The 21,158-nt window shown below is 71.6% G+C and carries 18 protein-coding genes; 6 read left to right on the forward strand and 12 right to left on the reverse strand.

Annotated features, from left to right (window positions below; genetic code table 11):
- Positions 1–24: 24 nt before the first annotated feature.
- The 6 genes from DN051_RS09225 to DN051_RS09250 all read right to left on the reverse strand — a co-directional run bounded on the left by DN051_RS09225 (position 25) and on the right by DN051_RS09250 (position 7,358).
- Positions 25–1,023, reverse strand: coding sequence for a sugar phosphate isomerase/epimerase family protein (locus tag DN051_RS09225; RefSeq protein ID WP_053759130.1), 999 nt, complete (start codon positions 1,021–1,023; stop codon positions 25–27).
- A gap of 19 nt (positions 1,024–1,042) precedes the next feature.
- The gene (locus tag DN051_RS09230; protein ID WP_112438475.1) at positions 1,043–2,263 is read right to left on the reverse strand and encodes a Gfo/Idh/MocA family protein; all 1,221 of its coding nucleotides are present in this window, start codon (positions 2,261–2,263) and stop codon (positions 1,043–1,045) included.
- 85 nt (positions 2,264–2,348) lie between these two features.
- Positions 2,349–3,389, reverse strand: coding sequence for a substrate-binding domain-containing protein (locus DN051_RS09235; protein WP_053759132.1), 1,041 nt, complete (start codon positions 3,387–3,389; stop codon positions 2,349–2,351).
- A gap of 17 nt (positions 3,390–3,406) precedes the next feature.
- A complete protein-coding gene (locus DN051_RS09240; RefSeq protein WP_053759133.1) occupies positions 3,407–4,426 on the reverse strand; it encodes an ABC transporter permease in 1,020 nt (339 codons plus the stop codon).
- Positions 4,423–5,940: a sugar ABC transporter ATP-binding protein gene (locus DN051_RS09245; protein ID WP_112438476.1), complete on the reverse strand. Its 1,518-nt coding sequence runs from the start codon at positions 5,938–5,940 to the stop codon at positions 4,423–4,425. The genes DN051_RS09240 and DN051_RS09245 overlap by 4 nt, the downstream gene beginning before the upstream one ends.
- Positions 5,941–6,176: 236 nt before the next feature.
- Positions 6,177–7,358, reverse strand: a complete 1,182-nt coding sequence (locus DN051_RS09250; protein ID WP_053759135.1) for an ROK family transcriptional regulator — start codon at positions 7,356–7,358, stop codon at positions 6,177–6,179.
- Positions 7,359–7,703: 345 nt separating this feature from the next.
- Between DN051_RS09250 and DN051_RS09255 the strand changes: the two genes are divergently transcribed.
- Together DN051_RS09255 and DN051_RS09260 are read left to right on the forward strand one after the other, a co-directional pair.
- Positions 7,704–9,053: a toll/interleukin-1 receptor domain-containing protein gene (locus DN051_RS09255; RefSeq protein ID WP_053759136.1), complete on the forward strand. Its 1,350-nt coding sequence runs from the start codon at positions 7,704–7,706 to the stop codon at positions 9,051–9,053.
- Positions 9,050–9,358, forward strand: coding sequence for a RyR domain-containing protein (locus DN051_RS09260; protein WP_112438477.1), 309 nt, complete (start codon positions 9,050–9,052; stop codon positions 9,356–9,358). Before DN051_RS09255 ends, DN051_RS09260 begins: the two co-directional genes overlap by 4 nt.
- Positions 9,359–9,471: 113 nt before the next feature.
- Here the strand turns inward: DN051_RS09260 and DN051_RS09265 are convergent, their stop codons facing one another.
- The 6 genes from DN051_RS09265 to DN051_RS09285 all read right to left on the reverse strand — a co-directional run bounded on the left by DN051_RS09265 (position 9,472) and on the right by DN051_RS09285 (position 15,235).
- Positions 9,472–10,146, reverse strand: coding sequence for a GntR family transcriptional regulator (locus DN051_RS09265; protein ID WP_053759138.1), 675 nt, complete (start codon positions 10,144–10,146; stop codon positions 9,472–9,474).
- A gap of 161 nt (positions 10,147–10,307) precedes the next feature.
- Positions 10,308–11,246: a beta-ketoacyl-ACP synthase III gene (locus DN051_RS09270; RefSeq protein WP_112438478.1), complete on the reverse strand. Its 939-nt coding sequence runs from the start codon at positions 11,244–11,246 to the stop codon at positions 10,308–10,310.
- Positions 11,247–11,391: 145 nt separating this feature from the next.
- Complete coding sequence (locus DN051_RS47255; RefSeq protein WP_267890877.1) at positions 11,392–11,526, reverse strand: MFS transporter small subunit; 135 nt, start codon at positions 11,524–11,526, stop codon at positions 11,392–11,394.
- Positions 11,495–12,829 carry an OFA family MFS transporter gene (locus DN051_RS09275; protein WP_112438479.1) on the reverse strand — a complete coding sequence of 445 codons (1,335 nt, stop codon included), beginning with the start codon at positions 12,827–12,829 and terminating at the stop codon, positions 11,495–11,497. Before DN051_RS09275 ends, DN051_RS47255 begins: the two co-directional genes overlap by 32 nt.
- 149 nt (positions 12,830–12,978) lie before the next feature.
- Positions 12,979–14,355, reverse strand: a complete 1,377-nt coding sequence (locus DN051_RS09280; RefSeq protein ID WP_112438480.1) for a hypothetical protein — start codon at positions 14,353–14,355, stop codon at positions 12,979–12,981.
- Positions 14,356–14,734: 379 nt separating this feature from the next.
- Positions 14,735–15,235 carry a hypothetical protein gene (locus DN051_RS09285; protein ID WP_053759142.1) on the reverse strand — a complete coding sequence of 167 codons (501 nt, stop codon included), beginning with the start codon at positions 15,233–15,235 and terminating at the stop codon, positions 14,735–14,737.
- Positions 15,236–15,565: 330 nt separating this feature from the next.
- Here DN051_RS09285 and DN051_RS09290 point away from each other — a divergent pair, with 330 nt between their 5' ends.
- The 4 genes from DN051_RS09290 to DN051_RS09305 are packed head-to-tail and all read left to right on the forward strand — an operon-like array spanning position 15,566 to position 21,142.
- Positions 15,566–16,537 carry a 2-dehydropantoate 2-reductase gene (locus DN051_RS09290; protein WP_053759143.1) on the forward strand — a complete coding sequence of 324 codons (972 nt, stop codon included), beginning with the start codon at positions 15,566–15,568 and terminating at the stop codon, positions 16,535–16,537.
- Entirely contained in the window at positions 16,534–18,453 is a 1,920-nt protein-coding gene (locus tag DN051_RS09295; RefSeq protein ID WP_112438481.1) for a molybdopterin oxidoreductase family protein, read from the forward strand. The genes DN051_RS09290 and DN051_RS09295 overlap by 4 nt, the downstream gene beginning before the upstream one ends.
- A 5-nt stretch (positions 18,454–18,458) precedes the next feature.
- Positions 18,459–20,285, forward strand: a complete 1,827-nt coding sequence (locus tag DN051_RS09300; protein WP_112438482.1) for an NADH-ubiquinone oxidoreductase-F iron-sulfur binding region domain-containing protein — start codon at positions 18,459–18,461, stop codon at positions 20,283–20,285.
- On the forward strand, positions 20,282–21,142 hold the full coding sequence (locus DN051_RS09305) for a 2Fe-2S iron-sulfur cluster-binding protein (RefSeq protein WP_112438483.1): 861 nt from the start codon (positions 20,282–20,284) through the stop codon (positions 21,140–21,142). The genes DN051_RS09300 and DN051_RS09305 overlap by 4 nt, the downstream gene beginning before the upstream one ends.
- The last annotated feature ends 16 nt before the right edge of the window (positions 21,143–21,158 follow it).

The following is a 21,158-nucleotide window of genomic DNA, read 5'->3' on the forward strand; positions in this document are numbered from 1 at the left end:
CCGACCTGCTGCCGGGTGCGTGGTTCAGCTGTTGAACGCGGCGTCGAAGGACGCGCTGGGCGGCTCGAAGTCGTACGCCTTCAGACGGGTCAGCGCCTCGGGGGCACCCTGGAGCCGGTCCATGCCGGCGTCCTCCCACTCGACCGAAACGGGTCCCTGGTAGCCGATGGAGCGCAGCATCCTGAAGACGTCCTCCCAGGGGACGTCGCCGTGGCCGGCGGACACGAAGTCCCAGCCGCGCCGCGGGTCGCCCCAGGGCAGATGTGAACCGAGCCGGCCGTTGCGGCCGTCGAGGCGCTTGCGGGCCTCCTTGCAGTCGACGTGGTAGATGCGGTCACGGAAGTCCCACAGGAAGCCGACCGGGTCGAGGTCCTGCCAGACGAAGTGCGAGGGGTCGAAGTTCAGGCCGAAGGCCGGACGGTGGCCGACCGCCTCCAGCGCCCGCTGCGTGGTCCAGTAGTCGTAGGCGATCTCGCTCGGGTGGACCTCGTGCGCGAACCGCACGCCCTCGGCGTCGAAGACGTCCAGGATCGGGTTCCAGCGCTCGGCGAAGTCCTCGTAGCCGCGGTCGATCATCGACGCGGGGGCGGGCGGGAACATCGCGACCAGGTGCCAGATGGCGGAGCCGGTGAAGCCGATGACGGTGTCGACGCCGAACGCCGCGGCGGCACGCGCCGTGTCGGCGATCTCGGCGGCGGCCCGCTGCCGCACGCCCTCGGCGTCGCCGTCGCCCCAGATACGGGCCGGCAGGATCGCCTGGTGGCGCTCGTCGATGATGGCGTCGCAGACCGCCTGGCCCACCAGGTGGTTGGAGACGGCCCAGCACTTCAGACCGTACTTGTCCAGGAGCTGATGACGGGACTCGATGTACGACGGGTCCGCGAGCGCCTTGTCGACCTCGAAGTGGTCGCCCCAGCAGGCGAGTTCCAGTCCGTCGTAGCCGAAGTCGCGGGCCAGGCGGCAGACCTCTTCCAGCGGGAGGTCGGCCCACTGGCCGGTGAAGAGGGTGAAGTTGCGGGGCATGTCCGGGACTCCTCGGGGATCAGACCGCTATCGGGGTGTAGACGGAGTTCTTCTCGGCGCTCTCCTCGACCGCGGCGAGGACGCGCTGCACCTGCAGCCCGTCGGCGAAGGAGGGATCCGGCCGGCGGCCCTCGGCGACGGCGTGGACCAGGTCGCGGGCCTGGTGGACGAAGGTGTGCTCGTAGCCGAGGCCGTGGCCGGGCGGCCACCACGCCTCCACGTAGGGGTGGTCGGGTTCGGTGACGAGGATGCGGCGGAAACCGGCGTGCGTGTCGGGCTCGGTGCCGTCGTGGAACCACAGTTCGTTGAGGCGCTCCAGATCGAAGGCGAGCGAGCCGCGGGCACCGTTGAGCTCCAGGCGCAGGGCGTTCTTGCGTCCGGTGGCGTACCGGGTGGCCTCGAAGGAGGCGAGCGCGCCGGAGGCGAAGCGGCCGGTGAACAGGGCCGCGTCGTCGACGGTGACCTGCCCCGTGCCGGCGGCGGTGGCCGCGGACAGGCCCCGCGCGGCGCCGCCGGGCAGCGGGCGCTCCCGTACGAAGGTCTCGGTGAGCGCGGAGACCCCGGCGAGCGGCTCGCCCGCCAGGTACTGCGCCAGGTCCACGATGTGCGCCCCGAGGTCGCCGAGCGATCCGGAGCCGGCCAGTTCCCTGCGCAGCCGCCAGGTCAGCGGCGCCTGCGGGTCGACGAGCCAGTCCTGGAGGTAGCTGACCCGGACGTGCCGCAGGGTGCCGATCCTGCCGTCGGCGACCATCTGCCGGGCCAGCGCGGTGGCGGGCACACGCCGGTAGTTGAAGCCGACCATCGCGAGCTGACCGCGCTCGTACGCCGTCTCCGCGGCCGACGCCATCGCCTCGGCCTCCTCGACGGTGTTCGCGAGGGGCTTCTCGCACAGGACGTGCTTGCCGGCGGCCAGCGCGGCCAGCGCGATCTCCGCGTGGCTGTCGCCGGGGGTGCAGATGTCGACCAGGTCGACGTCGTCGCGGGCGATCAGGTCACGCCAGTCGGTCTCGGCCGCGGCCCAGCCGTGCCGGTCGGCGGCCGCCCGTACGGCGGCCGCGTCCCGCCCGCAGATCACGGCCAGCTCCGGGCGCAGGGGCAGGTCGAAGACACGGCCCGCGGTGCGCCAGCCCTGGGAGTGGGCGGCGCCCATGAAGGCGTAGCCGACCATGCCGACGCGCAGGGGCGGCCGTTGGGCCCCGGTGCTCTCCTCGACGCCCTCCGGCTGCTCGGGCTGTCCCATGATTGTCCTCCTCGTCGTCGTGGCGCGGTGGGGGGCTGTGGGCCCGGCCCGGTCGTGCCGGGCCGGACCCGTCGAGCGGAGCGCCTCACTCGAAACCGGTGGACATGTACTGGTCGACGTTCGCCTTGTCGACGACGGCCGAGTACAGGGTCAGCGACGCGGGGATCTCGAACTCGGCGAGGCCGCCGACGCCCTTGCCCTGGCCCAGCGCGCGGGCGAGGTCGATGGCGGACGCGGCCATCGTGGGCGGGTAGAGCACGGTCGCCTTCAGTACGCCGTCGTCCTGCTTGATGGCCTGGAAGGCGGACAGGGCGCCCGCGCCGCCGACCATCAGGAAGTCGTCCCGGCCGGCCTGCTCGATGGCGCGCAGCGCGCCGACGCCCTGGTCGTCGTCGTGGTTCCACAGGGCGTCGAAGTTGGACTGCGCCTGGAGGAGCTGGGCCATCTTGGCCTGTCCGGACTCGACGGTGAACTCGGCGGCCTGACGGGCCACCTTGCGGATGTTGGGGTAGTTCTTCAGGGCGTCGTCGAAGCCCTGGGTGCGCTGCTTGGTGAGCTCCAGGTTGTCGAGCCCGGCCAGTTCGATGACCCGGGCGTTCTGCTTGTCCTTGAGCCGCTCGCCGATGTAGTGGCCGGCGTTGAGCCCCATGCCGTAGTTGTCGCCGCCGATCCAGCAGCGGTACGCCTGCGGGGTGTTGAAGATGCGGTCCAGGTTGACCACCGGGATGCCCGCCCGCATGGCCTTCAGGCCGACCTGGGTGAGCGCCTTGCCGTCGGCGGGCAGGATGACCAGGACGTCGACCTTCTTGTTGATGAGGGTCTCGATCTGGCCGATCTGGGTGGCGGTGTCGTTGGAGCCCTCGGTGATCTCCAGCGTCACCTCCTCGTACCGCTCGGCGCGGCTCTTGGCGTTGGAGTTGATCGCGGCGAGCCAGCCGTGGTCGGCCTGCGGTCCGGCGAAGCCGATGGTGACCGGCTTGCCGGGCTTGTCGTCCGCGGCCGGCTGCGGGTCGGCGGCCTGCTCCTTCTCCTTCGGCTCGTTGCTCGTGCAACCTGCGAGGAGGGCACCGGCCGAGACGGCGGCGGTCCCGAACAGCAGTCCTCTGCGTGTGGGCAGTTGTGTCATGGCGGTGAACCCTTTCCTCAGGTCGTGCTCGCGGTACGGCGCTGGACCAGCACGGCGGCGACGATGATCGCGCCCTTGGCGATCTGCTGAACGTCGCTCTGCAGGTTGTTCAGGGCGAAGATGTTGGTGATCGTGGTGAAGATCAGGACGCCCAGCACGGAACCGACGATGGTGCCGCGGCCTCCGCTGAGCAGGGTGCCGCCGATGATCGCGGCGGCGATGGCGTCGAGCTCGTAGAGGTTGCCGTTGGTGTTCTGACCGGAGCCGGACAGGATGATCAGCAGGAAGGCGGCGATCCCGCAGCACAGCCCGGAGAGCAGGTACAGGTACAGCCGCTGGCGGCGTACGTCGATGCCCGCCAGCCGGGCCGCCTCCGAGTTGCCGCCGACGGCGACGGTGCGGCGGCCGAAGGTGGTGCGGTTCAGCAGCAGCCAGCCGATGATCGTGACGACCGCGAAGACCAGGACGAGCGGCGGGATGCCGAGCACGTACGCGTCGCGCTCACCGAGGTCGAGGACGCCGTCCACGGTGACGATCTGCGTGCTGCCGTCGGTGATCTGGAGCGCCAGGCCTCGCGCCGAGGCCAGCATGGCGAGGGTGGCGATGAACGGGACCATCCCGCCGTAGGCGATGAGCAGACCGTTGACCAGGCCGCAGCCGACGCCGACCAGCACCGCGGTGAACAGGATGCCGGCGAAGCCGTACTCCTGGGTGGCGACGGTGGTCGCCCACACCGAGGCGAGGGCGACGATCGCGCCGACGGAGAGGTCGATGCCGCCGGAGGTGATGACGAAGGTCATGCCGACCGTGACGACGCCGATCACGGAGGCCTGGGTCAGGACGAGTTGCAGGTTGCGGGTGTCGAGGAACTCGTCCGGTTTGGTGATGCCGCCGATGAGGACGAGCGCGGCGAGCACGCCGAGCAGGGACAGCGTGCGGACGTCGGCACGGAACAGCATGCCGCGCCAGGCAGGGGGTGTAACGGCCGACGGCACCTTGTCGGCGCTGTCCCGCGGCGGAGAGACGGGCTGCGTCATGTCGCCGGGCTTCCTTCCATCACGAGGTCGAGTACGCGGTGTTCGTCCAGCTCACGGGCGGGAGCGGTGTGTACGACACGGCCCTCCCGCAGCACCAGCACGCGGTCGGCGAGGCCGAGCACCTCGGGCACTTCGCTGGAGACCAGCAGAACGGCGAGGCCCTCGTCGGCGAGGCGCCGGACGACCGCGTACAGCTCGGCGCGGGCGCCGACGTCGACGCCGCGGGTGGGTTCGTCGAGCAGCAGGACGCGGCAGCCGCGCAGCAGCCAGCGGGCCAGCACGGCCTTCTGCTGGTTGCCGCCGGACAGGGTGCGGATCGGCACGGAGGGGTTGTCGGGGCGCAGCGACAGCTCCCGGGTCGCCGCCCGTGCCGCACCCAGCTCCGCGCCGCGGTCGATCCAGCCGGCCCGCGAGAAGCGGGACATGGAGGAGACCGAGACGTTGCGGGTGACCGACTCCAGCATCAGCAGGCCCTGGGCCTTGCGTTCTTCGGGGGCGAGCCCGAGTCCGGCGCGGACGGCGGCCCGTACGCTGCCGGGCTTCAACGCCTTGCCGCCGACGAGCACTTGACCCGCCGTGGGCCTGCGGGCGCCGTAGATGGTCTCCAGGATCTCGGAACGGCCGGAGCCGACGAGTCCCGCGAGGCCGACGATCTCGCCGGGCCGCACGGCCAGGTCGAGGGGCTCGAACTCGCCGGCCCGCGCCAGTCCCCGCACTTCGAGCAGCGGTTCCCCCTGCCCCGGCGAGACCGGCCGGTCCGGGAAGACGTACTCGACGTTGCGCCCCGTCATCAGCGCCACGACCTCGCGGGTCGGTGTCGACTTCGCGGGCAGCCCGCCCGCCACCGCCCGTCCGTCCTTGAGCACGGTGACCCGGTCGCCGATGCGGCGGATCTCCTCCAGGCGGTGCGAGATGTAGACGACGGCGACACCCTCGGAGGTGAGGTCCGTGACGATCCGGAAGAGGTTGTCGACCTCGTCGGGATCGAGGGCGGCGGACGGCTCGTCCATCACGATCAGCCGTACGTCGTGGGAGAGCGCCCGCGCCATGGAGACGATCTGCTGCTGGGCGGCCGACAGTTCGCCGACCAGCCGCGCGGGGTCGATCTCCGGGTGGCCGAGCCGCTTGAGCAGCTGCGCGGTGGTGGCCCTGGCCTCCTTGCGCCGTACGACGAAACCGGCGGACGTGGGTTCGTGGCCGAGGTGGACGTTCTCGGCCACGGACAGGTGCTCGACCAGGTCGAGCTCCTGGTAGATGGTGGCGACGCCGAGGCGCATGGCGGCGATCGGCGACCGCAGGGTGACCGGTTCGCCGCGCCAGCGGATCGTCCCGTCGTCGGGCTGGTGGGCGCCGGCCAGGACCTTGATGAGTGTGGACTTCCCGGCACCGTTCTGGCCGAGCAGGCAGTGCACTTCGCCGGCCTGGACGTCGAGGTCGACGCCGTCCAGGGCGCGGACGCCGGGGAACGACTTGGTGATGCCGGACATACTGAGCAGCGGTGCTTCTGGTGCCATGTGGGTTCCCCTCGGCGGACGTGCGGGCCGGTCTCAGGGTGATCTCGCGTGCCGGTGCGGCGTTTTCGGGCAGGGCGGGGCAGAGCGCGGTGCTGGTGGTGCGGTGCAGGTGCGGTGGTGCGCGGTACGTGCGTGCGGTGCGCGGTGCGTGCGGTGGTGCGCGGTGCTTGCGTTCGAAGCGCCGTACGTGTGGCGGTGGTGCGCGATGCGTGCCGGTGGTGCGCGGGACCTACTGCTTACGCGGGTGAGAACAGGTGGTCGCTGATCAGCCGGGCCGCACCGATGACTCCGGCGGTGGGGCCCAGCTCCCCCAGGACGATGGGCAGGTTGCCGGTCGCCAGGGGCAGCGACTGGCGGTAGACCTGGGTGCGGATCGCGGCGAGCAGGGTGTGGCCGAGGCCGGTCACCCCACCGCCGATCACCACCAGGCCGGGGTTGAAGAAGCTGACCAGGCCGGCGATGACCTGGCCGGTGCGGTTGCCGCCCTCACGGATCAGTTCGAGGGCGGTGGCGTCGCCCGCGGCGGCCGCGGCGGCGACGTCCACGGCGGTGAGGTCCCCATGGGTCTCGAGCCGCGTCGCGAGCTCCGGTGAGAGCCCCTGCTGGGCGGCCTCGACGGCGTCGCGGGCCAGCGCGGCGCCGCTGAAGTGGGCCTCCAGACAGCCCCGGTTGCCGCAGGCGCACGGCCTCCCGTCGGGCACGGCCTGGATGTGCCCGATGTCGCCCGCGGAACCGGTCGTGCCCCGGTGCACGGCACCGCCGACGACGATGCCGCAGCCGATACCGGTACCGATCTTGACGCAGAGGAAGTCGCCCACGGAACGGGCTACCCCCGCGTGCATCTCCCCCATAGCCATCAGGTTCACGTCGTTGTCGACCATGACCGGGCAGCCGAGTTCCTGGCTGAGCGCCTCCCGCACGGGGAAGCCGTCCCAGCCCGGCATGATCGGCGGCGCCACGGGGACGCCCTCGGGGAACCGGACCGGGCCCGGGACCCCGATGCCGGCGCCGTCGAAGCCCTCCGCGAGCCCCGACGCCCTCAGCTTGGCGGCCATGGCGAGGACCTGCTCGAAGACCGCGACCGGGCCTTCCCGCACCTCCATGGGCTGGGTGATGTGTCCGAGGATCTCCAACTCGGCGTTGGTGACCGCGACGTCGATGGAGGTCGCGCCGATGTCGACACCGAGGAAGCGCAGGTTCGGCGCGAGCCTGATGTTGTGCGAGCGCCGCCCACCGCGCGAGGCGGCGAGCCCGTCCGCGACGACCAGACCCGTCTCCAGGAGCCGGTCCACCTCCACGGCCAGCTTGGACCGCGACAGATCGACCTGGTCGCCCAGCTGGGCGCGGGAGTTGGGCCCGCCGTCACGCAACAGCTTCAGCAGTCTGGCCTGGTGAGCGTTAGCGGGTCGTGCCGTCATCCGTCTCACGAACCCCTCCCCGCCTCGAATCGGCCCTCGCTGTCCGGCTTTCGAGGGGAAAGTAGCAGCGGCTGCCGGAGGTGGGAAGAAGTCTCACAGGAATTCGTGCAGACTTTTTCCACTGACAGGACAAAGCGCTGGTCCAGGCCATGCCGATCCACCGTCCGACGGGCCGAACGGGGCTGAAAACGGCTGGTGTTGGCTACCCTGTTACCCCTGACGCACGTGCAAGGGGGAGCACGGATGACCCAGGAACCCGCACCGCAGGTCACACCGACCGCGGCCACCGGCGCTCAGGACGGCCGCGCGCGCAGCACCGAGCCCACCCGAAAGTGACGAACGGCCATGGCGACGGCCCGACGAATCCCCACGTACTTCAGCCACAGCTACCGTCGCGAGGACCGCGACGTGAACGAGTTCTTCTGGCGCACCTTCGACGCGCACCGCTTCGGGTTCACCGTCGATCCGCAGTCGGGCCCGCTCTCGACCTGTCACCTGGAGATGGTGATGCGGCGCAGCGCCTGCTTCGTCGCCGTGGCGACACTGCGCCCGGAGCAGCGGCGCTACAAGTGCTCCCCGTTCATCGCCTACGAGTACGACCTCGCGGTCCGGGCGCGCAAGCCGCGGCTGGTGTTCGTGGAGAAGGGCGTACCGGCGCATCTGTTCCCCGACTCCGACGAGCGGCTGGTGTTCGACCGGGAGGAGCTGGACACCTACGAGGGGTTCGGGCAGCCGATCCGCCGGCTCCTCCTCCAGTCGCAGGGATATTCGTCGGCGGGCGACCACCTGCTGGGCGAGGTGGGACTGGCCCTTCCGGACACCCCCGCTTACCGGCAGGCGGCACCGCTGCTGACGGAGACGCTGCGGAAGTTCGGCTACACGGCGAGCCGGGTGGACCTCGACGCCACCGATCCGGGGCGTATCCCCTTCCAGCTGGACCGCTTCGACTTCGTCGTGATCGACGTCGCCTCCCCGCGTGTCCCGCGCTGGCTCTATCCGATGATGTTCGGCCGCTTCGTCCCCACCCTCAACCTCATCCACGAGGCGGCGGGACGCGGTACCGGCCGGAGCACCCCCGACCTGGTCGTGGGTGAGTCGCTGCGGGACGCCACCGACTCCCGGCAGCCCGTGCTGTGGTGGACCGACCCGGCGAAGCTCGCGGTCGCGGTGGAACGGCAGTTGGAACGGTTCGACCTGCCGCGCCAGCAGTTCCGGTCCCTCGAAGAGGGCATCGGGTACATCAGGAGCACGGGGCGGGAGGAGGGCAGCATCTTCCTCAGTACGACGGGAGCGGACAACGAGCTGTCCCGCGAGGTCGGACGGGCGCTGAAGCTCCAGAACTTCACGTTCTTCCACTACGTGTACAACAACACGTTCCCGAAGGGCTCCAAGTGGCAGGACCGCCTGGAGGAGCAGTTGGCCGCGACCCAGGTGTTCGTCCCCCTGCTCAGCGAGTCCTACTGGCGCAGTGACTGGTGCCGGCTGGAGCTGGAGACCGCGCGTCGACTCAGTGACGAGGGGCAGCTGACGATCATCCCCTACTTCCTGGACGGAAGTTCCGGCGACTCGGTCCCCGAGCAGGGCACCGACATCACCGACCTGCCGCAGCACGACCGGGTGGCGCGGATCGTCGGTGACATGGACCGTCATCTGGCCCGGCGCCCGGCCGCGGACGACTCGGGGGTGCGGCCGTGACGGAACCCGGCGTCTGGGAGCCGAAACCCGTGGACACCAGCGGTGTCCGGCTCGGCCCGGATCTTCTCGCGCTCGTGGAGCGACTGGCGGAGAACGCACACGACCACTGGGGCATGCGCCGGCTGGCGGAGGGCTGGCGTCCCGGCCCGTCCCGGGACGACGCACTGCGGACGCATCCGCTGCTCGTCCCCTACGCCGACCTGCCGGAATCGGAGAAGGACTACGACAGGGAACTCGCCGTGGAGACCATCAAGGTCGTCCTCGGCCTGGGCTACCGCATCGTCGGACCGCCGTCGCAGGAGTAGCGCGCCGGCGGGAAGACCTCGGGCCGGCACGGAGGCCTTCCGCCGTATGAGGACGGGGGCGGACCGGGGCGGTCGGGGCCGGGCCGTCGGCGGCGGGGCGTCGTCCGGTCGTGCTACTTCGCGCGCTGGTGGTACGAGCGGCGTGTGTGCTCCGTGTGCTCCCGCATCAGCTGGGTGGCACGCTGCTCGTCCCGGTCCGTGATCGCGGCGATCAGGGCACGGTGCTCGATCCAGGACTGCTTGCCGCGCTGCCGGGCGATCGGCGTGTAGTACCAGCGCACCCTGCGGTCGACCTGGGCGGCGAGTTCGGCGAGGACCGCGTTGCCCGCGAGCTCCATGATCTTCGTGTGGAAGCGGGCGTTGAGCGCGACGGCGCCGTCCACGTCGTCGGCGGCCACCGCGCGCTCGCCCTCGGCGCACAGTTCCTCCAGGGCCGTGACGCCGGCGCTGGCCGCGTTGGCCGCGGCGAGCCGGGCGGCCTCGGCCTCCAGGAGCGTGCGGACCGTCAGGAGCTGGTCCGCCTCCTCCTCGGTCGGCTCGTGCACGAACGCGCCCTGGGCGGGGCGCAGATCGACCCACCCTTCCGTGTTCAGCCGTTGCAGCGCCTCGCGCACCGGCTGCCGGGAGACCCCGAGATGCCCGGCGAGTTCACTCTCGACCAGGTGCTGGCCGGGCTGGAGGGCGCGGGTGGTGATGAGTTCGAGCAGCGCCTCGTAGACCCGGTCCCGCAGCGGACCGGGCCGTTCGAGCTTGGGTACCGCCCCCTGCGGCAGTCCTGTCGACAACATCGGTCCCCTCCTAGGCAGGGCTGTCACAGCAGCTGTAAACAGCGGAGTCGTAAAGCCCCTGGAAAGACAGTATCAATTGCCTTTTGTCTACAGTCTACGGCGCACAGTGGCCAGCGGAACGGGGAGTTGACCTCGTCACACGCCGAAAGCCCCGCCGCCCGTCACGGACACCGGACCACGTGACCCGCGTAGGACAGGTTCCCGCCGAAGCCGAACAGCAGCACCGGGTCCCCGGTGGAGATCGCGCCCTTCTCCACCAGCTTGGAGAACGCGATCGGAATGCTGGCCGCGGAGGTGTTGCCGGACTCGGAGACGTCGCGGGCGACAATGGCGTTGACCGCGCCGAGCTTCTCGGCGAGCGGCTCGATGATGCGCAGGTTGGCCTGGTGCAGCACGACGGCGGCGAGGTCCTCGGGGGCGAAGCCGGCGCGTTCGCAGGCCTGCCGGGCCAGCGGCGGCAGCTGGGTGGTGGCCCAGCGGTAGACGCTCTGCCCCTCCTGGACGAACCGCGCGGGCTCGCCCTCGATGCGCACGGCGTGCCCCATCTCGGGCACGGAGCCCCAGAGCACCGGGCCCACGCCCGGCTCGTCCGCGGCCTCCACGACGGCGGCCCCCGCTCCGTCGCCCACGAGCACACAGGTCGAACGGTCCGACCAGTCGGTGACGTCGGACATCTTGTCGGCGCCGATGACCAGCGCCCGGGTGGCCGCGCCCGCGCGCACGGTGTGGTCCGCGGTGGCGAGGGCGTGCGTGAATCCGGCGCACACCACATTGACGTCCATCGCGGCGGGCCGCGGGATGCCGAGCCGGGCGGCGACCCGGGCGGCCATGTTCGGGGAGCGGTCGACGGCCGTCGACGTGGCGACGAGCACCAGGTCGATGTCGTCGGGCGCCAGCCCGGCCGAGGCGAGTGCCTTCGCCGCGGCGTGCGCGGCCAGCTCGTCCACCGGCTCGTCGGGGCCGGCGATGTGCCGGGTCCGGATGCCGACGCGGCTCCTGATCCACTCGTCGCTGGTGTCGACCATGCCCGCCAGTTCGGCGTTCGTCAGCACTCTGGCGGGCTGGTAGTGGCCTACGGCGGCGATCCGCGAGCCCTTCATGATGGTCCCCCTCCTTGCAGCGGTCAGCGGGGATCACCAGTCTGAACAGTGACTCGCGGGTACGCGGACAGGTGAGGCGACAGGATTGGGGCGTGGGTTTTGTCGGCTTCCATCAGGGCGGCGACCGCCTCCGCCCCGCCGGGACTCAGCCGGTGAACAACTGGGTGGCCTTCTGCACCAGTTCGTACACACCGTATCCCAGGGGAATACCCACCCACACCCAGGCGAAGGCGATCAGCGCCCGCCGGTCAGGCGGACTCTGGCTGCTGTCGTCGGACATCGTCGGCCTCCCTCTGAGCGGGGACGTGGTGGTGACGGGGATGGACGGGACGGACCAGCTCGTTGGCGACGAAGCCGACGACGAGCAGGCCGATCATGATGCCGAAGGACGTGCCGTACAGGGCCGCGCCGTGTTTGCCGGCCTCCTCCTGCCGGTCGGCGATCCAGTTGACGATCAGCGGACCGAGCACACCGGCGGTGGACCAGGCCGTGAGCAGCCGGCCGTGGATCGCGCCGACCTGATAGGTCCCGAAGAGGTCCTTCAGATAGGCCGGGACGGTCGCGAAACCGCCGCCGTAGAAGGAGAGGATCACCAGGGCGCACAGGATGAACAGCGGCTTGGACGAGTCGCCGAACAGGGCGATCAGCAGGTACATCAGGGCGCCCGCGCCCAGGTAGACGCGGTAGATGTTCTTGCGTCCGATCAGGTCGGACGTCGAGGACCAGCCGATGCGGCCCGCCATGTTCGCCGCGGAGAGCAGCGCGACGAAGCCCGCGGCGGCCGTCACCGACACCGGGGTGGAGGTGTCGGCGAAGAAGTCGGTGATCATCGGGGCGGCCTTCTCCAGGATGCCGATGCCCGCGGACACGTTCATGCAGAGCACGACCCACAGGCACCAGAACTGCGGGGTGCGTACCGCGCTGCGCGCCGACACCTGCACGCCCTCGCTCACGTCCGGCCCCGCCGCGACGGGCTTCGCGGTCCGCGGCACCCGGACGAGCAGCACACCGAGCAGCATGAAGACGGCGTACGTCAGTCCGTGCACGAGGAAGGCGAGCGCGATGCCGCAGCTGTCCGAGCCGAAGGACTCGAGCATCTGCGCCGACCAGGGCGAGGCGATGAGCGCGCCGCCGCCGAAGCCCATGATGGCGATGCCGGTGGCCATTCCGGGCCGGTCCGGGAACCATTTGATCAGGGTCGAGACGGGCGATATGTAGCCGATGCCGAGGCCGATCCCGCCGACGAAGCCGTAGCCGAGGACGATCAGCCAGTACTGCTCGGTCGCCGCGCCGAGGGCGGAGAGCAGGAAGCCGGACGAGAAGCACACCAGCGCCACGGTCATCGCCCAGCGCGGTCCGTTGCGCTCGACGAGCGTGCCGCCGAACGCGGCGGACAGACCGAGCATGACGATGCCGAGCTGGAAGGGCAGGGCGCTCTGGGTGCCGCTGAGCCCGAGCGCCGATTCGAGCGGGGGCTTGAACACGCTCCAGGCGTAGGCCTGGCCGATGGAGAGATGGACGGAAAGCGCTGCGGGCGGGACCAGCCAGCGGCTCCATCCCGGGGGTGCGACGGGGGGACTCATGATCCCGAACGGTAGGAACGCGGTCGGTGGTTGAGAAGCGGTCGGTCGACCGTATGCGGTGAGCGGTATCCAACGGGCGACGAACGGTCGCACCCCGGGACGGCGCCGCCCGGTCGTGCGGTCACCTCACTCGCGTGAGGGCCGTCGTGTCACCCCGCGGGGGCGGCAGGGGGACTCGCGCGGCCCGGTGCGCCCGCCGTCGGGCGCGGGGCCGGGCCCTGGGCGGCGGCGAGCACCGCGAGGACGGCCATGACCACCAGGACGAGGCCGACGACCAGGGCCACGGCACCGACCGTGGGGAAGTTCCACAGCAGCAGGGCGAGCACCCCGCCCCCGATGACGATGCCGTTCGTCCACGACCGGTGCGTGTCCAGCCACCGTCCCGCCGAGCCGGTGCGCAGCCCGGCGCGGGAGAGCGCCTGCCCGCCCGCGCCGGTGCCGCGCCGGGCCAGGTCGCGGGTGCCGCGGGCCACTCGGCTCGGGCCGTACAGGAACGCGGCCAGCGCCGTGATCACGGCGACGACCAGCAGGGTGCGCGTGCTGTCGCGCAGGAAGCGTACGAAGGTGTCGTAGATCGACGCGGCCGCGTCGGCTGGCAGCGTCGACGCCGGTACGGCGTCCAGGTAGAGGCGGCGCGCTACGGCCAGCGCGACGAGCAGCACCACCATCATCACGGCGACGCCGACGCCCGCGACCAGCAGCATCGTGCGGTGTGCGGGATTCGTCCACACGGCGAGGCCGGCGAGCAGGACGGTCAGCACGGGCAGCCAGGTGCCGACGATGTCCAGCAGCCGCATGCCCGCCTGCGCCTTGGACAGTTCGTCGCTTTGGAACAGGGTGATCTGCCGGTCCACGGACGGAATGGCGGAGGCCTTCTCGAAGCCCGCGTCGACCAGGCGCTGTTTGACCTGGTCGATCACGGTGCCGAGATCGAGTTTCACGGTGTCGCCCTCGGCGCGCAGGGCTCCCTTGTCGGACCCGGTGAGCACGTTCACCACCGCCGCGTGCGCGCGCCGGTTCGCGGCGTCCCAGGCCTGCGCGAAGAAGTCGCTGGTGATCACGCGGTTCACGATGCGGTGCACCACGTCCGTCACGGCGGCGCGCAGCGGCCCGGAGAGGGCCTGTGACTTGTCGACCACGGCCTGTGGTGCCCCCGCTTTGGCGAGCGCGTCGCCCAGCGACTTGGTCACCGCGTCGACGTCCACCTCGGCCACGACACGGTCGGTGAGCCGGTCGGTGACGGCGTTCTGCACCGACGGGTCCTTGGCCAGCGGGGCGACGGTCTGGACGTAGCGGTCGGTGTCGGTGACCTCTTCGTTCAGCCACACCGCCACCACGGACACCGGCGCCAGCAGCAGGGCGAGCAGCAGCAGGACGGAGGCGCCGGCGTAGCGCGTCCTGCGGTGGTGCACGGAGGCGGCCTTGCGCAGCCGCCGGTACTCGGCGCCCTCCTCGGCGGTCAGGACGACCGGGGGCTCCGCGTCGCCGCCGGAACCCGGGGGTGCGGGGGTGTTCATCGGGGCCATGCGGTCTCCTCGGTCGTTGACGGCGCACAGGCTCCGTGCGCGGCGCGCTCTCGTGCCGTGGCACCGGCGAGCGTTCCGGGAGGGTGCGGCAGAGCCCGTCGGCCCGGCCGCGCGGGCCGCGGCCGGCCGGGCGAAGGCGATCCGGCCCCCGTCCGGCCCGGACGATGCCGCGTACGGGCGCGGCGACCGGGTCGGAAGGGGGCCGGATCGGTCGGCGGGGCCGGCGCCACCACGCCCGCGACCAGTTCGCGCGCGCCGGCCCCGTCGGCACCCCACGTGTACAGCGTCGCCCTGCCTCCGCTGCCCCGCGTCACCCACGAGGGGTGATCCGCGGGCGGCAGGTCACGATGCGCGGGGTGGGGGGACGCGGGCGGCGGGCTCAGTGGGTGACCAGGATCTTGAACACGACGATCAGCAGTCCGAGCAGCAGGTTCACGGCGGCGGTGCCCGCCACCATGCCCGCGCTCGCCCCGGCCCGGCGGGCCGCGGCCACGGACCAGCCCACCTGGCCGGCCACCGCGACGGACAGCGCCAGCCACACCGTGCCGGCCAGGTCCAGCCCGAGCAGCGGGCTGACGGCCACCGCGACGGCGGGCGGGACCGCGGCGTTGACGATCGGCCACTCGTCCCGGCACACCTGCCAGACCACCCGGCGGTCCAGCGGCTGCTGTGCCAGACGTGTGCCGAACAGCTGGGCGTGCACGTGCGCGAACCAGAACACCACGCCGGTGACCAGCAGGAGCAGCACCAGTTGCAGGCGTGGGAACGAGCCGAGGCCGCCCGCCCCGATCACGACGGAGGCGGCCAGCATCGATCCGTAGACGCCGCCGGTGTAGTCGCTGCGCGCCCTGCGCTCGGTGGTTCCCGCCACGAGGTCCATGGCACCGGTCCGGCCGCGGCGGCACATCACCCCGTACGGGCGAGGACGCGGCGGCACCCGCGGGAGGGGTGCGCGGTCCTCCGGTCGCCGCCGCGGGGAGGAGGCACGCTCGTCCGGTCGCCGCAGTGGGAAGGGCGCGCGCTCCTCCGGTCGTCGCCGCGGGCCGGGATCGCGGGTTCGGGTGCTGCGCGGACCCTTGCTGACCCAACCTCCATACTGTAGACAATATTTCGTCGACATACTTCAACGGTCGCGGCCGTGCTCTCGGCCGCGACCGCCTCGTCCTTCGACCACCTCCGCGGTATCCCTCAAACCGAACGGAGTGTTTCCGTGAAAGTCGCAGTCCTCGGCGCCGGAGCGATCGGCGCCTATGTCGGTGCCGCGCTCCACCGCGCGGGCGCCGACGTGCACCTCATCGCCCGTGGACCGCATCTGGCGGCCATGAGGCGGCACGGAGTGCAGGTGCTCAGCCCGCGCGGCGACTTCACCGCGCACCCCCGTGCCACCGACGACCCGGCCGAGATCGGCCCGGTCGACTATGTGTTCCTGGGCCTGAAGGCCAACTCGTACGCGGCGTGCGGGCCGCTGATCGAGCCGCTGCTGCACGACACCACGGCGGTCGTGGCCGCCCAGAACGGCATCCCCTGGTGGTACTTCCACCGGCACGGCGGCCCCTACGACGGGCACCGCGTCGAAAGCGTGGACCCGGACGGCGCGGTCAGTGCGGTGCTCGCGCCCGAACGCGCCGTCGGCTGCGTCGTCTACGCGGCGACCGAGCTGGAGGGCCCGGGTGTGGTCCGGCACCTGGAAGGCACCCGGTTCTCCATCGGCGAGCCCGACCGCTCGGTGTCCGAGCGGTGCGTGGCGCTCAGTGAGGCCATGCAGGCCGGCGGTCTCAAGTGCCCGGTCGAACCCGACCTGCGCAACGACATCTGGCTGAAGCTGCTGGGCAACATCTCCTTCAACCCGATCAGCGCGCTGGCCCGGGCCACCATGCGGCAGATGTGTCTGCACGGCGGCACCCGGCGGGTCATCGAGATCATGATGACCGAGACGCTCGCCGTCGCCGCCGCGCTCGGCTGCGAGGTCGGCATCTCCATCGAACGACGTCTCGCGGGCGCCGAGAAGGTCGGCGACCACCGCACCTCCACGCTCCAGGACCTGGAGCGCGGCAAACCGCTGGAACTCGACGTACTGCTCGCCGCCGTCGTCGAGCTGGCGGACATCACCGGCGTGGACGTGCCCACCCTGCGCACCGTGCACGCCATCTCGGACCTGCTCGCGCTGAGGAGCGCCGCATGAGGAAACGCCAGCCGAAGACGTACACCCGGCTCACCCATCCGCTCGTCAGGGACTCGCGCGACGAACCCTTCCGCCGGGCCACCTGGGACGAGGCCCTCGACCGTGCCGCCCGGGGCCTGTCGGCGGCCCGCGGCGCGTTCGGCATGTTCTCCTGCGCCCGCGCCACCAACGAGATGAACTACGTGGCGCAGAAGTTCGCCCGGGTCGTGATGGGCACCAACAACGTCGACTCCTGCAACCGCACCTGTCACGCCCCGAGCGTCGCGGGCCTGTCCGCCGCGTTCGGCTCCGGCGGGGGCACCTCCTCGTACGAGGAGATCGAGCACACGGACGTCATCGTGATGTGGGGCTCCAACGCCCGCTTCGCGCACCCGATCTTCTTCCAGCACGTGCTGAAGGGGATCCACAACGGCGCCCGGATGTACGCCGTCGACCCGCGGCGCACCAGCACCGCCGAGTGGGCGGAGAGCTGGCTCGGCCTGAACGTCGGCACGGACATCCCGATGGCGCACGCGATCGGCCGCGAGATCATCCACGCGGGGCTGGCCAACGAGGCGTTCATCCAGCGGGCGACCAGCGGCTTCGAGGAGTACCGGCAGCTCGTCGAGCCCTGGACGCCGTCCCTCGCGGAGAAGGTGACCGGCGTGCCGGCCGCCGCGATCCGGGAGCTGGCGCACGCCTACGCCCGCGCCGAACGGGCCCAGCTGTGCTGGACGCTGGGCATCACCGAGCACCACAACGGCACCGACAACGTCCGCGCGCTGATCAATCTGTCCCTGCTGACGGGCCATGTCGGCCGCTTCGGTTCGGGGCTCCAGCCCCTGCGCGGCCAGAACAACGTGCAGGGCGGCGGCGACATGGGCGCCATCCCCAACCGGCTGCCCGGCTTCCAGGACATCCTCGACGCGGACACCCGGCTGAAGTTCGAGTCGGCCTGGGACACCGTCATCCAGCCGCACTACGGGATGAACCTCACCGAGATGTTCGAGGCGATGGAGGAGGGCACGCTCAGGGCCGTGTACTGCATCGGCGAGAACCCGGCGCAGTCGGAGGCGGACAGCGAGCAGGCGGTCCGCCGGATGCAGGCCCTCGACTTCCTCGTCGTGCAGGACATCTTCCTGACCAGGACGGCCGAACTGGCCGATGTCGTCCTGCCCGCCACCGCCGGCTGGGCGGAGACCGACGGCACCACCACCAACAGCGAACGCCGGGTCCAGCGGGTGCGCCGGGCGGTGACCCCGCCCGGCGAGGCGCGCGAGGACATCGACATCATCTGCGACCTCGCGGGCCGGCTCGGCCACGACTGGAAGTACACCGACGCCGAGGCGGTCTGGAACGAACTCCGGTCCATCTCGCCGGACCACTACGGGATGACCTACGAGCGCCTGGAGGAGCACCAGGGCATCCAGTGGCCCTGCCCGAGCACCGAGCGGCTCGAACCGTCCTATCTGCACGGCCGGCTGTGGCAGACCGACCCGGCCGCGCGCGGGCTCGCCGCGCCCTTCGGGCTGGTGCAGCACGATCCGCCCGTCGACCTCACCGACGAGGACTACCCGGTCCGGCTGACCACCGGGCGGCGCCTCGACTCGTACAACACCGGTGTGCAGAGCGGGAGTTTCGCCTCCCCGCTGCGGCGCGGCGAGTACGTCGAGCTGAGCCCGGAGGACGCCGAGCGGTACGGGGTCGCGGTGGGCGAGGAGGTCCAGGTGACCTCCCGGCGGGGATCGGTGGTCGCGCCGGTGTGGGTGGACCCGGCGCTGCGGCCCGGGCTGGCCTTCATGACCATGCACTTTCCCGACGAGGTGGACACCAACCAGCTGACGATCGAGGCGAACTGCCCGATCGCGGGGACGGCGGAGTTCAAGGCGTCGGCGATCCGGATCGAGAAGCTCCCCGTTGCGACCATCGTGAGGTGACGTAAGTGGACCTGCACTTCGGCGACAGCAAGCCGACGGACGAGGAGCGGGCGGCGGTCGACGCGCTGCTCGGGCCTCCGGAGTCCTCGTGGGAGGGCGCCGACCGCGACGAGATGCGGGCGGCCGATCTGCGCTGGGCGCGCGGTGGGCGGGAGGCCCGGGACCGCCGCGACCTGCTGTTGCCGGGGCTGCACGCGATCAACGACCGGATCGGCTGGATCAGCGAGGGCGCCCTCGACTACCTGTGCCGGCGGCTGACGGTGCCGCCGGCGGAGGCGTACGGAGTGGCCACCTTCTACGCCATGTTCTCGGTCCGGCCGCGGCCCGCGACCGTGCTCCATGTGTGCACCGACCTCGCCTGCGCGGCCGCCGGGGCGAGCGAGCTGTGTGCCGCCGTCGAGCAGCGGACGGGCCCGGGGATCCGGGTGGAGCGCAGCCCGTGCCTCGGCCTGTGCGAGCGCGCCCCGGCCGCGCTCGCGATCCGGGCCGGCGACCCGGTGCGCACCGCTGTGTCGGCGCCGGCCACCGCCGAGGCGGCCGTCCTCGCCGCGAGCGCGCCGGACTCCGCACCGGAGGAACCCCCGGCGGCGCTGGCCGTGCCCCAGGCCGGGTCACCGGAGCTGACGCTGCTGCGCCGGGTCGGCGTGGTCGACCCGGAGAGCCTGGACGACTACCGCGCGCACGGCGGTTACGCCGCGCTGCGCCGCGCGTTCGTGCTCGGCCCCGCCGCGGTCATCCGCGAGGTCACGGACTCGGGCCTGGTCGGGCGCGGCGGCGCCGCCTTCCCGACCGGGCGCAAGTGGCAGGCCACGGCCGCGCAGCCGGACCGTCCGCACTACCTGGTGTGCAACGCCGACGAGTCCGAACCGGGCACCTTCAAGGACCGCGTCATCATGGAGGGGGACCCGTACGCGCTGATCGAGGCCATGACCGTCGCGGGGTACGCGACCGGCGCGCACCGGGGCTACCTGTATCTGCGCGGCGAGTACCCGAGGGCCCTGCGGCTGCTGGAGAACGCGATCGGGCAGGCACGCGCGCGCGGTCTGCTCGGCGACGACGTGCTCGGCCAGGGCTACGCCTTCGACATCGAGATCCGGCGGGGCGCGGGCGCGTACATCTGCGGCGAGGAGACGGCCCTGTTCAACTCCATCGAGGGCTACCGGGGCGAGCCGCGCTCGAAGCCCCCGTTCCCCGTGGAGAAGGGGCTGTTCGGCAGACCCACCGCGGAGAACAACGTCGAGACGCTGGTCAACGTGCTGCCGATCCTGACGATGGGCGCCCAGGCGTACGCGGCGATCGGCACCGGGGGGTCCACCGGGCCGAAGCTGTTCTGCGTGTCGGGCAGTGTGGAGCGCCCCGGCATCTACGAGTTGCCGTTCGGCGCCACGCTCGGTGAGCTGCTGGAGCTGGCGGGGGTGCGCGACGGGCTGCGGGCGGTGCTCCTCGGCGGGGCGGCGGGCGGCTTCGTACGCCCCGACGAACTGGGCATCCCGCTCACCTTCGAGGGCACCCGCGAGGCCGGCACCACGCTGGGTTCGGGGGTCGTCATGGCCTTCGACGACACCGTTGCGCTGCCCCGTCTGCTGCTGCGCATCGCCGAGTTCTTCCGCGACGAGTCGTGCGGGCAGTGCGTGCCCTGCCGGGTCGGCACCGTACGCCAGGAGGAGGCGCTGCACCGGATCGTGGAGCGCACGGGCGCCGCGGCCGCGGACGACATCGCGCTGCTCAGGGAGGTGGGGCGGGCGATGCGGGACGCCTCGATCTGCGGTCTGGGACAGACCGCCTGGAACGCCGTGGAATCCGCAATCGACCGTCTGGGGGCGTACGAATGACCATGACACCGCTCGGGATCCCGCGCCGGCTGCTGGAGTGCACCGTGGACGGGGAGCCGGTACGGGCGCCGGAGGGCGCGACCGTCCTGGACGCCTGCCGGAGCGCGGGCAAGGACATCCCGACCCTCTGTCAGGGCGACACCCTGCGCCCCAAGAACGCCTGCCGGGTGTGCATGGTCGAGGTGGAGGGCGCCCGTACGCTCGTCCCGGCCTGCTCCCGCGAGGTCGAGCCCGGCATGGAGGTGCGCACCGACACCGAGCGCGCCCGGCACAGCCGCCGGCTGGTCCTCGAACTCCTCGCCTCCTCGGTCGACTTGTCGACGACGCCGCGCGCCGCCGAGTGGATCGAGGACTACGGGGCCGAACCGGACCGCTTCGGCCCGGACGCGGCCCGCCTGGGCGAGGAGCCGAGGATCGACAACGAGCTGTACGTGCGCGACTACGACAAGTGCATCCTGTGCTACAAGTGCGTCGACGCCTGCGGCGACCAGTGGCAGAACTCCTTCGCGATCTCCGTGGTGGGCCGCGGCTTCGACGCCCGGATCGCGGTCGAGCACGACGGCCCGCTCACCGACTCGGCGTGCGTCTACTGCGGGAACTGCATCGAGGTGTGCCCGACCGGGGCGCTGTCGTTCAAGTCGGAGTTCGACATGCGCGCGGCCGGCACCTGGGACGAGTCGCAGCAGACCGAGACGACCACGGTGTGCGCGTACTGCGGCGTGGGCTGCAACCTCACCCTGCACGTGCAGGACAATGAGATCGTGAAGGTCACCTCACCGCACGACAACCCGGTGACCCACGGCAATCTGTGCATCAAGGGCCGGTTCGGCTATCAGCACGTACAGAACCGGGACTGACCGGAACGAGGGACAC

The organism is Streptomyces cadmiisoli (assembly GCF_003261055.1).
In the GTDB taxonomy this organism is placed as follows: domain Bacteria; phylum Actinomycetota; class Actinomycetes; order Streptomycetales; family Streptomycetaceae; genus Streptomyces; species Streptomyces cadmiisoli.

Coding starts and splice junctions, on each gene's coding strand:
- DN051_RS09225 (WP_053759130.1), bottom strand. CDS start 1,023: ATGCCCCGCAACTTCACCCTCTTCACCGGCCAGTGGGCCGACCTCCCG.
- DN051_RS09230 (WP_112438475.1), bottom strand. CDS start 2,263: ATGGGACAGCCCGAGCAGCCGGAGGGCGTCGAGGAGAGCACCGGGGCC.
- DN051_RS09235 (WP_053759132.1), bottom strand. CDS start 3,389: ATGACACAACTGCCCACACGCAGAGGACTGCTGTTCGGGACCGCCGCC.
- DN051_RS09240 (WP_053759133.1), bottom strand. CDS start 4,426: ATGACGCAGCCCGTCTCTCCGCCGCGGGACAGCGCCGACAAGGTGCCG.
- DN051_RS09245 (WP_112438476.1), bottom strand. CDS start 5,940: ATGGCACCAGAAGCACCGCTGCTCAGTATGTCCGGCATCACCAAGTCG.
- DN051_RS09250 (WP_053759135.1), bottom strand. CDS start 7,358: ATGACGGCACGACCCGCTAACGCTCACCAGGCCAGACTGCTGAAGCTG.
- DN051_RS09255 (WP_053759136.1), top strand. CDS start 7,704: ATGGCGACGGCCCGACGAATCCCCACGTACTTCAGCCACAGCTACCGT.
- DN051_RS09265 (WP_053759138.1), bottom strand. CDS start 10,146: ATGTTGTCGACAGGACTGCCGCAGGGGGCGGTACCCAAGCTCGAACGG.
- DN051_RS09270 (WP_112438478.1), bottom strand. CDS start 11,246: ATGAAGGGCTCGCGGATCGCCGCCGTAGGCCACTACCAGCCCGCCAGA.
- DN051_RS47255 (WP_267890877.1), bottom strand. CDS start 11,526: ATGTCCGACGACAGCAGCCAGAGTCCGCCTGACCGGCGGGCGCTGATC.
- DN051_RS09275 (WP_112438479.1), bottom strand. CDS start 12,829: ATGAGTCCCCCCGTCGCACCCCCGGGATGGAGCCGCTGGCTGGTCCCG.
- DN051_RS09280 (WP_112438480.1), bottom strand. CDS start 14,355: ATGGCCCCGATGAACACCCCCGCACCCCCGGGTTCCGGCGGCGACGCG.
- DN051_RS09285 (WP_053759142.1), bottom strand. CDS start 15,235: ATGGACCTCGTGGCGGGAACCACCGAGCGCAGGGCGCGCAGCGACTAC.
- DN051_RS09295 (WP_112438481.1), top strand. CDS start 16,534: ATGAGGAAACGCCAGCCGAAGACGTACACCCGGCTCACCCATCCGCTC.
- DN051_RS09305 (WP_112438483.1), top strand. CDS start 20,282: ATGACCATGACACCGCTCGGGATCCCGCGCCGGCTGCTGGAGTGCACC.